This window comes from Klebsiella sp. C239, assembly GCF_048822715.1.
GTDB lineage: Bacteria > Pseudomonadota > Gammaproteobacteria > Enterobacterales > Enterobacteriaceae > Klebsiella > Klebsiella quasipneumoniae.
Genome location: NZ_JBMEZK010000004.1, coordinates 92,937 through 107,080 on the forward strand (window position 1 = coordinate 92,937; position 14,144 = coordinate 107,080).

Genomic DNA, 14,144 nt, shown 5'->3' on the forward strand with positions numbered 1-14,144 from the left:
CGGTGAGGATTAACGCAAATAGACAGTCCCGCGCAGATAGGTGGTGGCCTGGCCGCCGATCAGCACCCGGTCGCCCTGCCACTGGCAGCGCAGATCCCCGCCGCGGGCGGAGACCTGGCGCGCCAACATGGTGGTTTTCCCCAGCTTGTCGCCCCACCAGGGGATCAGCATGCTGTGGGCGGAACCGGTCACCGGATCCTCCGGCACCCCTTCTCCCGGGCAGAAGAAGCGGCTGACAAAGTCATATTCCTCATCCGGCGCGCTCACGCAGATCATTTTGCCGAGCGTCTGCAGGCGCGCCATGTCCGGTTGCACCGCTTCAACCTGCCGGCGATCCGCCAGCAGCACCAGATAATCGCGCCCTTCCCGTACCTCGACGGCCGCCTCGAGGCCCAGCCCGGCCAGCAGATCCGCCGGCGGATTGGCCACCGGGGTGGTCGTCCACGACGGGAAGTCGAGCGTCAGCCAGTCGCCGCTGCGGGTCACCCGCAGGTCGCCGACAAAACGGGTGCTAAAGGTAATCGTCGCCGAGGGATGGTCGAGATATTCAAAAATAACGTGCGCCGTCGCCAGGGTGGCGTGGCCGCAGAGGTTGATCTCGCCAAGGGTGGTAAACCAGCGCAGCTCATAGCCTTCGTCGGTGCGGACGAAGAACGCCGTTTCGGACTGGTTATGCTGTTGGGCCATTTTCAGCAGCACATCGTCGGCTAACCACTCGCTGAGGGGGCAAACGGCCGCGGCATTGCCGCCGAAGTTTTTATCGCTGAAAGCATCGACCAGATAAAATTGTATTTCCTGCATACACTGTCCTTACTTTTTTTACTTTCCTTCAACATGACATAAAAGCGCCCCCCTGACACTATCCATAGCAAAATTAATTGCTTAACCGCACCTGGGCGTTTGCAGTGAAATGAGATGCAGATCACAAAATGATTGTCTTTTCGCCAGCAAACGTTTTAAGATCAGCGTCACATCTTCCCCTGAATCACCAGTCCAGAGCTTATGACTACGAATACGGTCTCACGCAAGGTAGCGTGGCTACGTGTCGTGACGTTGGCCATCGCCGCGTTTATTTTTAACACCACAGAATTTGCCCCGGTCGGTCTGCTGTCGGATATTGCCGACAGCTTCGGCATGGAAACCGCCCAGGTGGGCATGATGCTGACCATCTACGCATGGGTGGTGGCGTTAATGTCGCTGCCGTTTATGCTGCTGACCAGCAAAGTGGAGCGTCGGCGGTTGCTCATCGGCCTGTTTATTCTGTTTATCGCCAGCCATGTGCTGTCGTTCTTTGCATGGAATTTTGACGTGCTGGTCATCAGCCGCATCGGCATCGCCTTCGCCCATGCGGTGTTCTGGTCGATAACGTCGGCGCTGGCCATCCGCATGGCGCCTCCGGGCAAACGGGCGCAGGCGCTGAGCCTGATCGCCACCGGTACCGCGCTGGCGATGGTGTTTGGCATTCCGATCGGCCGCATTATCGGCCAGTATTTTGGCTGGCGGATGACCTTCCTGGCGATCGGCCTCGGCGCCTTAGCCACTCTGGCCTGCCTGGTGAAACTGCTGCCGACGCTGCCGAGCGAACACTCAGGCTCGCTGAAAAGCCTGCCGGTGCTGTTCCGTCGCCCTGCGCTGGTCAGCGTGTACATTCTGACCGTGGTGGTGGTGACCGCCCATTATACCGCCTACAGCTATATCGAACCCTTCGTCCAGACGGTGGCGGGTCTGAGCGGCAATTTTGCCACCGTGATGCTGCTGATCCTCGGCGGGGCCGGGATTATCGGCAGCATTCTGTTCGGCAAACTCGGTAACCAGCACGCTTCGGGGCTGATAAGCCTCGCCATCGGCCTGCTGCTGGCCTGTTTGCTGCTGCTTTTGCCGGCCTCGCATAACCCGCACCACCTGATGCTGCTCAGCATCTTCTGGGGGGTGGCGATCATGATTATCGGTCTCGGCATGCAGGTGAAAGTGCTGGCCTCCGCCCCGGACGCCACCGACGTCGCCATGTCGCTGTTCTCGGGCATCTTTAACATCGGCATTGGCGCCGGCGCGCTGGTGGGCAGCCAGGTGAGTCTGCACCTCTCTATGGCCTCCATCGGCTACATCGGCGCCATCCCGGCGCTGGCAGGCCTGATCTGGGCCCTGCTGATCTTCCGTCGCTGGCCGGTATCGCTGGAAGAGCACCAGCCGCACCACTCTTGATTGAGCCGCAAAAAAAAGCCCGTCGGTATCGCGCCGGCGGGCTTTTGTCTCTCTGCGCATCACCGCGGTCAGGGATGCCAGGTCGAAATGATCTCCAGCACGCCGTTAATAATGAACTGCACGCCCATGCAGACCAGCAGGAAGCCCATCAGCCGCGAAATGGCCTCAATGCCGCCTTTGCCTACCAGACGCATAATCGCCCCCGAACTGCGCAGGCAACCCCAGAGAATGATCGCCAACAGGGCAAAGATAATCGGCGGCGCCGCCAGCACCACCCACTCCGGGAAGTCCACGCCGTGCTTCACGGTTGAGGCGGAACTGATGATCATCGCGATGGTGCCCGGACCGGCGGTGCTTGGCATCGCCAGCGGCACAAAGGCGATATTGGCGGTTGGCTCATCCTGTAGCTCTTCCGATTTGATCTTCGCTTCCATCGAATCGTGGGCTTTTTGCTGGGGGAACAGCATGCGGAAACCGATAAAGGCCACAATCAACCCCCCGGCGATACGCAGCCCAGGTATTGATATGCCGAATGTATTCATCACCACCTGGCCGGCATACCACGACACCATCAGGATGGCGAAGACATACACCGAAGCCATCAACGCCTGCTTGTTCCGCTCGGCGTTGTTCATATTGCCCGCCAGGCCAAGGAACAGCGCCACGGTAGTCAGCGGGTTCGCCAGCGGTAACAGCACCGCCAGGCCGAGCCCTATCGCTTTAAACAAATCAAACATAGTTAAAAAAAGTCCCGTAAATATTCATTTTTTAAGGATGGTTTCACGCCGTGAGTATACCGGCTTCAACAATTCCAACGCCAGCCTGCTGATCAATCACCTTCGCCAAAAATTAACAAGCGTTAGAAAATTCACAAACAGTGACCCGTGTCGAATTTTCTTGTTTTAGCAAATCGTGGCATCGGCCAATTCATAATGTTGACTTATGATTGCCTGGGCAATAGTATCACTCGCAACTAAATCATTGCCTGGGCAACCATCATGAAAAGTACCAGCGACCTGTTCAACGAGATGATCCCGCTGGGCCGCTTGATCCAGATGGTTAACCAGAAAAAAGATCGCCTGCTCAACGACTACCTCTCACCCATGGATATTACCGCGACCCAGTTCCGGGTGCTCTGTTCCATTCGTTGCGAGGTATGTATTACCCCCGTTGAGCTGAAAACCGTGCTTTCCGTCGACCCGGGCGCGATGACGCGTATGCTCGACCGCCTGGCGTGTAAAGGCTGGATTGAACGGTTACCCAACCCCGCTGACAAGCGCGGCGTGCTGGTGCAGTTGACGCCAGACGGCGCAGCCCTTTGCGAGCAGTGTCATCAGGTTGTGGGTCAGAAGTTACACCAGGAGTTAACAAAAAATCTGTCGGCGGACGAAGTCGCCATGCTTGAGCAACTCCTCAAGAAGGTCCTGCCGTAAAAATAAGAAGAGGTAAGATGATGTCCAGACGTAATAATGACGCCATCACTATCCATAGTATTTTGTCGTGGATCGAGGATAACCTGGAATCGCCCCTGTCGCTGGAAAAAGTGTCTGAGCGCTCAGGTTACTCCAAGTGGCACCTGCAACGTATGTTTAAGAAAGAGACCGGCCATTCCCTCGGCCAGTACATCCGCAGCCGTAAGCTGACGGAGATTGCGCAAAAGCTCAAGCAGAGCAATGAGCCAATCCTGTACCTGGCGGAACGCTACGGTTTCGAATCGCAGCAGACCCTGACGCGAACGTTTAAAAACTATTTCGATGTTCCGCCCCACAAATATCGCATAACGAATGTACCTGGCGAATCCCGCTATCTGCATCCGCTAAATAACTGTTGTTAATCGCCTGCATTATTAAAGACGTATTGAGGAAATCATGAAACTATTCGCTGCCGCAGCCATCGTCGTTCTGTCGCTGGCATCCAGCTTCAGCTATGCGGAGCAAACCACCACACCGGTGCGGCAAAACCAGCGTGACACAATGATTATCCCTTCGGAACATAACGACTCGCCGTTTGATTTCAATCATATGGCGGCCGGCAATGATAAATCTGACGAACTTGGCGTGCCGTACTACCAGCAGCACGACCTGTGATGCCATTACACGCATACTTGTGTATAGCCCCGTCTCCGGGGCTTTTTTTTACCCGCGCGCCATGCCCGGCCGCAACAGACGCAGACCGAAAACGTTGATATAGAGCCCGGCCATGATCAGCGCCGCCCCGGCGAGCTGCAGCCCGCTCAGCGTCTCTCCCAGCAGCAGCGCGGCGCTGGCCATCCCCACCACCGGCACCAGCAGCGACAGCGGCGCCACCCGCCAGGTTTCATACCGCCCCAGCAGCGAGCCCCAGATACCGTAGCCGACGATAGTGGCGATAAACGCCAGGTAAAGCAGCGAGAGTACCGTCAGCACATCGATCTGGCGCAGACTCGCCAGCATCAACTGCGGGCCATCGATCAGCCACGAGGCGAGCATAAACGGCAGCACCGGGATCAATGCGCTCCACACCACCAGCGACATGATCGGCGGCCGGGTCGCCTGGGACATGATTTTTTTGTTAAAAATATTGCCGCAGGCCCAGCTGAGCGCCGCCGCCAGGGTCAGCATAAAGCCCACCAGCGGGACATGTTCCCCTCCGAGGCTCCCCTCCACCAGCACCAGCACGCCGAAGATCGCCAGAGCGATCCCCGCCAGCTGCTTGCCCTGCAGGCGTTCGCCAAAGACGAAGGCGCCGAGGATGATGGTAAAGAAGGCTTGCGCCTGCAGAACCAGCGACGCCAGCCCCGCCGGCATGCCCAGGCCGATAGCGCAGAACAGAAAGGCAAACTGGCCAAAGCTAATGGTCAGGCCATAGCCCAACAGCAGGCGCAACGGAATGGCTGGCCGGGCGACAAACAGCAGCGCCGGGAAGGCCACCAGCATAAAGCGCAGGCCCGCCAGCATCAGCGGCGGCATATTGTGCAATCCCAGCTTAATCACCACGAAGTTAAGCCCCCACACCACCACTACCAGCAGCGCCAGCAGTCCATCTTTCCTCGTCATACCCTGCCTCTGTCGTTATTAGAATTTTTGTGAACAAAATCAAAGTAGCGAAAAAGCGGCCGCCAGGATAGATCATTATTTTTGGCAGGTTCAGAAGTGCCGATCGCGACCGGGGCGACCTGTACAAGGCGTGATGACCGTGTTATTTGTGATCGAACACATAAAATTATAACAACATGACAGGCAAGGAAATCATGATCACCACACTCCGGCGCTCCACCATCGCGCTGCTGGCATCGTCGTTACTGTTGACTATCGGCCGCGGGGCCACACTGCCGTTTATGACCATCTACCTCACCCGACGCTATCAGCTGGCGGTGGATGTGATTGGCTACGCCCTGTCGCTGGCCCTGGTGGTCGGCGTGCTGTTCAGCATGGGCTTTGGCATCCTCGCGGACAAGTTCGACAAAAAGCGCTATATGGTGTGGTCAGTGCTGGTATTTATCCTCGGTTTCAGCGCGATACCGCTGGTCAATAACGCGACCCTGGTGGTGATCTTCTTTGCGCTGATCAACTGCGCCTATTCGGTCTTTTCCACCGTGCTGAAAGCCTGGTTCGCCGACCGGCTGACGGCGGAGAAAAAAGCGCGCATCTTCTCGCTGAACTACACCATCCTCAACATCGGCTGGACCGTCGGGCCGCCTATCGGCACGCTGCTGGTGATGCACAGCATTAATCTGCCCTTCTGGCTGGCGGCGGCCTGCGCCGCCTTCCCGCTGGTGTTTATTCAGCTGTTTCTCCAGCGGGATGGGGCCGCCGCCGCCCAGCCGGGAGCTGCCGCCTGGACGCCTTCGGTGCTGCTGCGCGACCGCGCGCTGCTGTGGTTTACCTGTTCCGGGCTGCTGGCCTCCTTCGTCGGCGGCGCGTTTGCCTCCTGTATCTCGCAGTACGTGCTGGTGGTCGCCAGCAGCGACTTCGCCGAGAAAGTCGTGGCCGTGGTGCTGCCGGTTAACGCCGCGGTGGTCGTCGCCCTGCAGTACGCCGTTGGCCGGCGGCTGAGCGCGAGAAATATCCGCCCGCTGATGACCTTCGGTACCGTCTGCTTTGTGATCGGCCTCGTGGGCTTTATGTTCTCCGGCGCCAGCCTGTGGGCGTGGGGGATCTCGGCGGCGATCTTCACCCTTGGCGAGGTGATTTATGCCCCCGGCGAGTATATGCTGATTGACCATATCGCCCCGCCGGGAATGAAGGCCAGCTACTTCTCCGCTCAGTCGCTGGGATGGCTGGGCGCGGCCTTCAACCCGATGTTCACCGGGTTGATCCTCACCCATCTGCCGCACTGGTCGCTGTTTGTCATTCTTATCGTGGCTATTGTCGCCGCCTGGCTGATGATTTTCCGGGGGATCAATGCCCGTCCCTGGCAGCCGGATTCTCCGCTGGCCAGGGCCTGACGCCAGCTGACATGCGGCTGTCAGGTTACTGTCGGGCCGTTGTCGGGTCGCTGTCGTGGTGGCTGGCGGCCCGCTTTTCCATACTCCATCACAGGTTTACATCCGCAGAACGTCATGGAGCATATGAATATGAACAGCATCAATCAGGTCAAACAATTACGGCTGCAGCGCGCCTGGTCCCAGGAACAGCTGGCCGAAATGGCGGGGCTCAGCGTCCGCACGATCCAGCGCATTGAGAATGGCGAACGCCCGGGGCTGGAGACCCTCAGCGCCCTCGCCGCGGTCTTTGAGGTGACGGTGGCCGAGATCGGCGGCGAAGCCTCGCGGGAGGGCGCGCCGGGTCCGCAAGCATCGCTGGATCTGCGTATAGAGGAAGCGAAAGCGCGGGTGCAGCAGGAGAGTCGCTTTTTTCGTTCGCTGTCGGTGGCGCTGGTGGTCTGCGTGCTGCTGGCGGTGCTCAACCGGTACACGAACCCGCAGTACTACTGGTCCGGCTGGGTCGCTCTGATCTGGGGCGCTCTGCTGGTGGTGAGAGGATTACGTCTATTCGTCTTTGGCGAATGGATCAAAAACTGGCGCCAGGCGCGCCTGCAGCGGCTGCTGCGTAAATAGCATGGAAACCGGCGGCGCGCGCCGCCGGCCCGCTCAGATAGTCACCAGGGCGCGCACGCCGTCGGTTTCCATATCTCCGCCCTTTCCCTGCTGGACGATGGCGCCGCGCGACATCACCAGGTAGTGGTCCGCCAGCCCGGCGGCAAAGTCATAGAATTGCTCCACCAGCAGAATGGCCATATCCCCGCGGCTCGCCAGTTGACGGATCACCTCGCCAATCTCTTTGATGACCGAGGGCTGGATCCCCTCGGTGGGCTCATCGAGGATCAGCAGCTGCGGACGGCTGGCCAGCGCGCGGCCGATCGCCAGCTGCTGCTGCTGACCGCCGGATAAGTCACCGCCCCGCCGCTGCTTCATGGTCTTGAGCACCGGGAAAAGCTGGTAAATCTCCTCCGGCACCTGCTGCGCCTCGCGGGCGGGAAAGCGCGACAGCCCCATCAGCAGGTTTTCTTCCACCGTCAGGCGAGGAAAAATCTCGCGTCCCTGGGGGACGTAGGCCACCCCGGCCTGCACCCGCTGGTGCGGTTTACGGTGGGTGATGTTCTGATCCTGCCAGCGTACCTCGCCGCTGCGCGCCGGAATAAGCCCCATCAGACATTTCAGCAGGGTGGTCTTACCGACGCCGTTGCGCCCCAGCAGGCAGGTGACCTCGCCCTGACGGGCGGTAAAATCCACCCCGCGCAAGATGTGGCTCCCGCCGTAGTACTGATGTAACTGACTCACCTGTAACATTGGCGCTCCTTAACGTCCCAGATAAACTTCAATGACCTGCTCATTGGCCTGCACCTCCCGCAGCGACCCCTCCGCCAGCACCTGGCCCTGATGCAGGACCGTCACCCGGTCGGCGATGGTCTCGACAAACCCCATGTCGTGCTCCACCACCATCAGGGAGTGCTGTCCGGCCAGCGTGCGAAACAGCTCCGCGGTATATTCGGTTTCCGCATCGGTCATGCCGGCCGCTGGCTCATCAAGCAGCAGCAGATGCGGTTCCTGCACCAGCAGCATGCCGATCTCAAGAAACTGTTTCTGGCCATGGGACAGCAGACCCGCCTGGCGGTAGCGTTCGCCGTCGAGGCGCAGCAGGCGCAGCACCTCATTCAGCCGATCGTCCTGTTCGCTGCTCAGCCGGGCGCGCAGGCTGGCCCACACTGATTTATCCCCCTTCATCGCCAGGGCGAGATTTTCCGCCACCGTCAGCGCTTCGAAGACCGTCGGTTTTTGAAACTTGCGCCCGATACCCTGGCGGGCGATGGCCACCGGGTCGAGAGTGGTCAGATCCACCGACTGGTCATAGATCGCTTTGCCGCTCTGCGGCCGGGTTTTGCCGGTGATCACGTCCATCAGGGTGGTCTTGCCCGCGCCGTTGGGGCCGATCACGCAGCGCAACTCGCCGACGCCTATCGCCAGCGACAGATCCGTCAGCGCCCGGAAACCGTCAAAGCTGACGTTAATGTTCTCCAGCTGCAGTACCGGGTCGGTTTGCGCACGGAAGCGATCTCCGGGCAGCTGGCGGGTAAACAGTCCTTCATCCGGTTGCATTAGCGGTCTCCTCGACGCAGCAGCCCCATCACCCCGCGGGGTAAAAACAGGGTCACGATGATGAACATGAGGCCAAGAAACAGCTGCCAGTACTCCGGCATCGCCACGGTGAAAATGCTTTTCGCGCCATTGACCAGCCCGGCGCCAAGCACCGGGCCGATCAGGGTGCCGCGCCCGCCGAGCGCCACCCAGATGGCGGCCTCGATGGAGTTGGTCGGCGACATTTCGCTGGGGTTGATGATCCCCACCTGCGGGACGTATAACGCCCCCGCCAGGCCGCAGAGCACCGCCGACAGCGTCCACACCAGCAGCTTGAAGCCGCGCGGGTCGTACCCGCAGAACATCAGGCGGTTCTCGGCATCCCGCACCGCGGTGAGGATGCGGCCAAACTTACTCTGCGCCAGCGCCGAGCCCAGCCACAGGGTCAGCAACAGCAGCAGGACCGTGGCCATAAACAGCGCCGCCCGGGTGCCGGTGGCGGTGACCGGAAAGCCCAGCAGCGTGGTAAATCCGGTGAAGCCGTTGTTACCGCCAAACCCGGTCTCGTTGCGAAAGAACAGCAGCATACCGGCATAGGTCAAGGCCTGGGTCATGATCGAGAAATAGACCCCTTTGATCTTCGAGCGGAAGGCGAACCAGCCGAAAACCAGCGCCAGCAGGCCGGGAACCAGCACCACCAGCGCCATCGCCCAGGCGAAATGCTGCGTGCCCCACCAGAACCAGGGCAGCTCGTTCCAGGAGAGAAAAGACATGAACGCCGGCAGACCGTCCCCCGCCGCCTGGCGCATCAGGTACATGCCCATGGCGTACCCGCCGAGGGCAAAGAAAATCCCGTGGCCAAGGGATAGCATACCCGCGTAGCCCCAGACCAGATCCAGCGCCACCGCCACGATGGCGTAGCAGAGGATTTTACCGCTCAGGGTCAGCAGCCAGCTCGGCACCGCCAGCGGATGGGAGGCCGGCAGCAGCGCCAGGAATGGCATGCTCAGCAGCCCCAGCACTAACAGGATCCCCAGCCAGCGCAGAGGCCGCGGCGCGCGCTGCGCCAGCGTTAAGGTAATGGGTTGGCTCATCAGTCAATCACCCTCCCTTTCAACGCGAACAGGCCCTGCGGGCGTTTCTGAATAAACAGAATAATCATCACCAGGATCAGGATCTTGCCCAGCACCGCGCCCATCTGAGGTTCAAGAATTTTGTTGAAAATGCCCAGCCCAAAGGCTGCCGCCACGCTGCCGGCCAGCTGGCCGACGCCGCCAAGGACCACCACCAGGAACGAGTCGATGATATAGCCCTGACCCAGCTCCGGGCCGACGTTGCCAAGCTGCGACAGCGCCACGCCGCCCAGCCCGGCAATACCGGAGCCGAGACCAAAGGCCAGCATATCCACCCGCCCGGTAGGCACGCCGCAGCAGGCGGCCATCGCCCGGTTCTGCGTCACGGCGCGGACGTTCATTCCGAGGCGGGTGCGGTTCAGGATGAGCCAGGTGAAGCACAGCACCAGCAGGACGAACGCCAGCACCGCCAGCCGGTTCCACGGCAGGATCAGGTTCGGCAGGACCTGCACGCCGCCGGAGAGCCAGGCGGGGTTCGCCACCTCCACGTTCTGCGCGCCGAACAGCATCCGCACCAGCTGAATAAGCATCAGGCTGATCCCCCAGGTGGCGAGCAGCGTTTCCAGCGGCCGACCATACAGATGACGGATAATGGTGCGCTCGAGCGCCATGCCGATCCCGGCGGTGACCAGGAAGGCCACTGGCAGCGCGACCAGCGGATAAAAGGCCAGCCACTGCGGCGCGAGCTGCGCCAGGACCTGCTGTACCAGCCAGCAGCTGTAGGCGCCGATCATCAGCATCTCGCCATGGGCCATGTTAATCACCCCCAGCAGGCCGTAGGTGATCGCCAGCCCCAGCGCGGCCAGCAGCAGCACCGAGCCCAGCGACAGCCCCATAAAGGCCTGGCCCAGCAGATCGCCGAGCAGCAGACGATGTTTGATCTTTTGCAGGCTGTCGCTGGCCGCCTCGCGCACCGCCGCATCCGGCTCATGCTGGGCATCGGTAAAGGGGATCAGCAGCGCCTGGGTTTCCGGGTCCGCGGAATGGCCGAGCAGCGTCACCGCGGCCAGCCGCGCGCTGGCCTCAGGCTGAGTCAACTGCAGGCGCGCCAGCGCCACCTCCAGCAGGCCCCGCACATTATCATCGCTTTCCGCCTTCAGCCGCTGCTGCAGCAGAGCGGCCATGGCCGGGGTCGCTTCCCGCTGCAGGGTGCGCGCCGCGGACGCTCGCTCTGTGACGTTGTCACTTAAAATAAGATGGCTGGCCAGCGCGCCGGCAGCCAGATTGCGCAGGCGGTTGGTCAGACGGACCGGCCGGGTGTCGCCCTGCGGCGCGGCGGCGGCGCCCAGCGGTTGTAAGCCGCCCTGTCGGGCGCGGAAGGCATGTTTTCCGTCGTCCATCACCAGGCTCTCGCTGGTTAACGCCCGCAGCAACGGCAGGCGATCGGCCTGCGGCGCCGCCGCCCACTGGGTCAACAGCTGCGCCTGCTGGCTGCGGCTGGCGGCGACGAAATCATCCGCCTCCGCAGCCTGCGCCCGCCATGGCAGCAAGCTCAGCAGCAGCGCCAACACACTCATGAGACGCAATGCGTTCATGTCGTTCTCCTCTGGTCAGCGGCCGACGGGCGCGACGCTCCCGCCCCGTCGGCCCTGGCGCTTACTGGCTGACGGTTTTCACCGGATGGTCAGGTTTCTTATCATTACCGGGGATCCACGGACTCCACGGCTGCGCGCGGACGGGCTCATCGGTCTGCCAGACCACATTGAACTGGCCGTTGCCTTCGATTTCACCGATCATCACCGGCTTATGCAGATGGTGGTTGGTGGCATCCATCGTCAGGGTAAAACCGGACGGCGCTTTAAAGGTTTGCCCGGCCATGGCGTCGCGCACTTTGTCCACGTCGGTGGTGCCGGCTTTGGTCACCGCCTGCGCCCACATATGCAGACCCACCCAGGTCGCCTCCATCGGGTCGTTGGTCACCACCGTATCGGCATTCGGCAGCTTGTGCGCTTTGGCGTAAGCGCGATAGTCGGCGACAAAGGCTTTATTGGTCGGGTTATCGACCGACTCAAAGTAGTTCCATGCCGCGAGGTTGCCGACCAGCGGTTTGGTATCGATGCCGCGCAGCTCCTCTTCCCCCACCGAGAAGGCCACCACCGGCACGTCGGTCGCTTTCAGACCCTGGTTAGCCAGCTCTTTGTAGAAAGGCACGTTGGAATCGCCGTTGATGGTAGAGACCACCGCCGTTTTGCCGCCGGCGGAGAATTTTTTGATATTGGCGACGATGGTCTGGTAATCGCTATAGCCGAACGGGGTGTAGACTTCTTCGATATCTTTGTCCTGGATCCCTTTGGCATGCAGGAAGGCGCGAAGGATCTTGTTGGTGGTGCGCGGATAGACGTAGTCGGTTCCCAGCAGGAAGAAGCGTTTGGCGCCGCCGCCGTCCTCGCTCAGCAGGTATTCCACCGCCGGGATGGCCTGCTGGTTAGGCGCCGCGCCGGTATAGAAGACGTTGGGGGACATCTCTTCCCCTTCGTACTGTACCGGGTAGAACAGCAGGCCGTTCAGCTCCTCAAACACCGGTAGCACCGATTTACGCGAGACCGAGGTCCAGCAGCCGAACACCACCGCCACCTTGTCCTGGGCCAGCAGCTGGCGCGCCTTCTCGGCGAACAGCGGCCAGTTGGAGGCCGGGTCGACCACTACCGGCTCCAGCTTCTTGCCCAGCACCCCGCCTTTGGCGTTGATGTCGTCGATGGCCATCAGGGCGACGTCCTTCAGCGGCGTTTCGGAAATCGCCATCGTCCCGGAGAGCGAATGCATAATCCCGACTTTAATGGTGTCGGCGGCATAGGCCTGGAATGAGAGACCCATAGCCATTACAGAGGCGGAGAGTGCAAAAGCTTTTAATAACGTTCTTCGTTGCATGATTCACTCCTGAGTAGCGCAAAAATAAAGAATTAACAGCTAACCAGAGGTGATAAGGCAAAAACGGTGCCAGGTTGTGAGAACAGCGGGATGCGGCGCAGGCGGAGGGCGGAGACGAAGGAGATGGCAGCGTTGCCTCATCACGGTGCAACGCTGCGCTAAGAAAGGCATTACCAGACGTCGGCGGCGATGGCGGTCACCAGACGAACTTTTTGCCACTGCTGGTCTTCGCTGAGGGCGTTACCCTCTTCCGTGGAGGCGAAACCGCACTGCGGACTCAGGCAGATCTGCTCAAGCGGAACATACTGCGCCGCCTCGGCGAGACGCGCTTTGACCCCCTGCGGGTTCTCCAGCTCGCCGTTTTTGGTGGTGATCAACCCGAGGACCACCTGCTGATGGCCGGGACGAATAAAGCGCAGCGGCGCGAAATCCCCGGAGCGGTCGTTGTCATATTCGAGGAAGAAGGCATCGACATTGACGCCGCCAAACAGCACCTCGGCCACCGGCTCATAACCGCCCTCCGAGATCCAGGTTGAGCGGAAATTACCCCGGCAGACGTGGAGGCCCACCGTCAGATCGGCCGGTTTGCCCTCCAGCGCCTGGTTCAGCACCCGGGCATAAATGCGCGCCAGCGCATCCGGATCGTCGCCGCGCTCGCGCACCTGCTGACGCTGGGCATCGGAGCACAGATAGGCCCAGACGGTATCGTCCAGCTGCAGATAGCGACAGCCGGCGTCATAAAAGGCGCGGATCGCGTCGCGCCAGGTGGTGGCCAGGTCGTCGAAGTAGTCGCTGAGATCCGGGTAAACGGTGGCATCAATATCTTTCCGACCGCCGCGGAAGTGCAGCACGCTCGGGCTGGGAATGGTCATCTTCGGCTGCGCGTCGCCGCTGATGCTTTTCAGATAGCGGAAATCCTCCAGCATCGGGTGGTCGCCGAACGCCAGCTTGCCGGTAACGCGCACGCCGTGGGCTTTGGTCTGCACGCCGTTGAACTGGATCCCCTGCTCGGCATCGTAACGCTCAACGCCCTGCAGGCCGTCGAAGAAATCGAAATGCCACCATGCGCGACGAAACTCGCCGTCGGTGACCACGTGCAGGCCGCAGTCGCACTGCTGCTGGACCAGATGACGGATAGCGTTATTCTCAATTTCGCGCAGCTGACCGGCGTCGATCAGCCCCTCCGCCAGCTGCTGACGCGCCTGTTTGATACTGTCCGGACGCAAAAAACTGCCGACGATGTCTGCGCGGAACGGGGCCTGTTGACGTTGCATGCTGTCTCCTTAGCGGTGGGCGCGTTAGTTGCCCACCGTGATAGTTCATTATTTGAATTTTTAGACTTCTGGATGGCTATATGTCCAGATACTGGCATGCAGGTCGACGGG

General features: G+C 60.7%; 15 protein-coding genes. 6 read left to right on the forward strand and 9 right to left on the reverse strand.

Features of this window, described 5'->3' with window-relative positions; genetic code table 11:
* Positions 1 to 9: 9 nt before the first annotated feature.
* Positions 10 to 801, reverse strand: a complete 792-nt coding sequence (locus tag ACOI6Z_RS12700) for a PhzF family phenazine biosynthesis protein (RefSeq protein ID WP_420687389.1) — start codon at positions 799 to 801, stop codon at positions 10 to 12.
* Between the two features lie 201 nt (positions 802 to 1,002).
* Here ACOI6Z_RS12700 and ACOI6Z_RS12705 point away from each other — a divergent pair, with 201 nt between their 5' ends.
* Positions 1,003 to 2,202, forward strand: a complete 1,200-nt coding sequence (locus ACOI6Z_RS12705) for a sugar transporter (RefSeq protein WP_420687390.1) — start codon at positions 1,003 to 1,005, stop codon at positions 2,200 to 2,202.
* Positions 2,203 to 2,270: 68 nt separating this feature from the next.
* On the opposite strand, the gene ACOI6Z_RS12710 is transcribed toward ACOI6Z_RS12705, so the two are convergent.
* Complete coding sequence (locus ACOI6Z_RS12710) at positions 2,271 to 2,939, reverse strand: MarC family NAAT transporter (protein ID WP_004205969.1); 669 nt, start codon at positions 2,937 to 2,939, stop codon at positions 2,271 to 2,273.
* Between the two features lie 261 nt (positions 2,940 to 3,200).
* Here ACOI6Z_RS12710 and marR point away from each other — a divergent pair, with 261 nt between their 5' ends.
* From marR to marB, 3 genes are read left to right on the forward strand one after another with little or no spacing between them, the layout of a single operon-like run.
* A complete protein-coding gene (gene marR, locus ACOI6Z_RS12715) occupies positions 3,201 to 3,635 on the forward strand; it encodes a multiple antibiotic resistance transcriptional regulator MarR (RefSeq protein ID WP_004143563.1) in 435 nt (144 codons plus the stop codon).
* Between the two features lie 20 nt (positions 3,636 to 3,655).
* Positions 3,656 to 4,036 (forward strand): MDR efflux pump AcrAB transcriptional activator MarA, encoded by a 381-nt coding sequence (marA, locus tag ACOI6Z_RS12720; protein ID WP_004205971.1) that lies wholly within the window; start codon positions 3,656 to 3,658, stop codon positions 4,034 to 4,036.
* 34 nt (positions 4,037 to 4,070) lie between these two features.
* On the forward strand, positions 4,071 to 4,289 hold the full coding sequence (gene marB, locus ACOI6Z_RS12725) for a multiple antibiotic resistance protein MarB (protein ID WP_048297476.1): 219 nt from the start codon (positions 4,071 to 4,073) through the stop codon (positions 4,287 to 4,289).
* Positions 4,290 to 4,337: 48 nt separating this feature from the next.
* On the opposite strand, the gene eamA is transcribed toward marB, so the two are convergent.
* The gene (gene eamA / locus ACOI6Z_RS12730) at positions 4,338 to 5,237 is read right to left on the reverse strand and encodes an O-acetylserine/cysteine exporter (RefSeq protein WP_420687391.1); all 900 of its coding nucleotides are present in this window, start codon (positions 5,235 to 5,237) and stop codon (positions 4,338 to 4,340) included.
* Positions 5,238 to 5,431: 194 nt separating this feature from the next.
* On the opposite strand from eamA, the gene ydeE reads away from it, so the two are divergent.
* Entirely contained in the window at positions 5,432 to 6,628 is a 1,197-nt protein-coding gene (gene ydeE / locus ACOI6Z_RS12735; protein WP_420687392.1) for an efflux MFS transporter YdeE, read from the forward strand.
* 129 nt (positions 6,629 to 6,757) lie between these two features.
* Positions 6,758 to 7,240, forward strand: a complete 483-nt coding sequence (locus ACOI6Z_RS12740; protein WP_023289618.1) for a helix-turn-helix domain-containing protein — start codon at positions 6,758 to 6,760, stop codon at positions 7,238 to 7,240.
* A 33-nt stretch (positions 7,241 to 7,273) separates the two neighbouring features.
* Here the strand turns inward: ACOI6Z_RS12740 and urtE are convergent, their stop codons facing one another.
* From urtE to ACOI6Z_RS12770, 6 genes are all read right to left on the reverse strand, one after another.
* Positions 7,274 to 7,972 carry an urea ABC transporter ATP-binding subunit UrtE gene (gene urtE, locus ACOI6Z_RS12745; RefSeq protein WP_023289617.1) on the reverse strand — a complete coding sequence of 233 codons (699 nt, stop codon included), beginning with the start codon at positions 7,970 to 7,972 and terminating at the stop codon, positions 7,274 to 7,276.
* A gap of 9 nt (positions 7,973 to 7,981) precedes the next feature.
* Positions 7,982 to 8,779 (reverse strand): urea ABC transporter ATP-binding protein UrtD, encoded by a 798-nt coding sequence (gene urtD / locus ACOI6Z_RS12750; protein ID WP_023289616.1) that lies wholly within the window; start codon positions 8,777 to 8,779, stop codon positions 7,982 to 7,984.
* Positions 8,779 to 9,852 carry an urea ABC transporter permease subunit UrtC gene (gene urtC / locus ACOI6Z_RS12755; RefSeq protein ID WP_044522890.1) on the reverse strand — a complete coding sequence of 358 codons (1,074 nt, stop codon included), beginning with the start codon at positions 9,850 to 9,852 and terminating at the stop codon, positions 8,779 to 8,781. Before urtC ends, urtD begins: the two co-directional genes overlap by 1 nt.
* A complete protein-coding gene (gene urtB / locus ACOI6Z_RS12760) occupies positions 9,852 to 11,426 on the reverse strand; it encodes an urea ABC transporter permease subunit UrtB (protein ID WP_048334859.1) in 1,575 nt (524 codons plus the stop codon). The genes urtC and urtB overlap by 1 nt, the downstream gene beginning before the upstream one ends.
* 61 nt (positions 11,427 to 11,487) lie before the next feature.
* A complete protein-coding gene (gene urtA / locus ACOI6Z_RS12765; RefSeq protein WP_004205981.1) occupies positions 11,488 to 12,759 on the reverse strand; it encodes an urea ABC transporter substrate-binding protein in 1,272 nt (423 codons plus the stop codon).
* Between the two features lie 170 nt (positions 12,760 to 12,929).
* Positions 12,930 to 14,033, reverse strand: a complete 1,104-nt coding sequence (locus tag ACOI6Z_RS12770) for a cobalamin-independent methionine synthase II family protein (protein WP_004205982.1) — start codon at positions 14,031 to 14,033, stop codon at positions 12,930 to 12,932.
* Between the last annotated feature and the right edge of the window lie 111 nt (positions 14,034 to 14,144).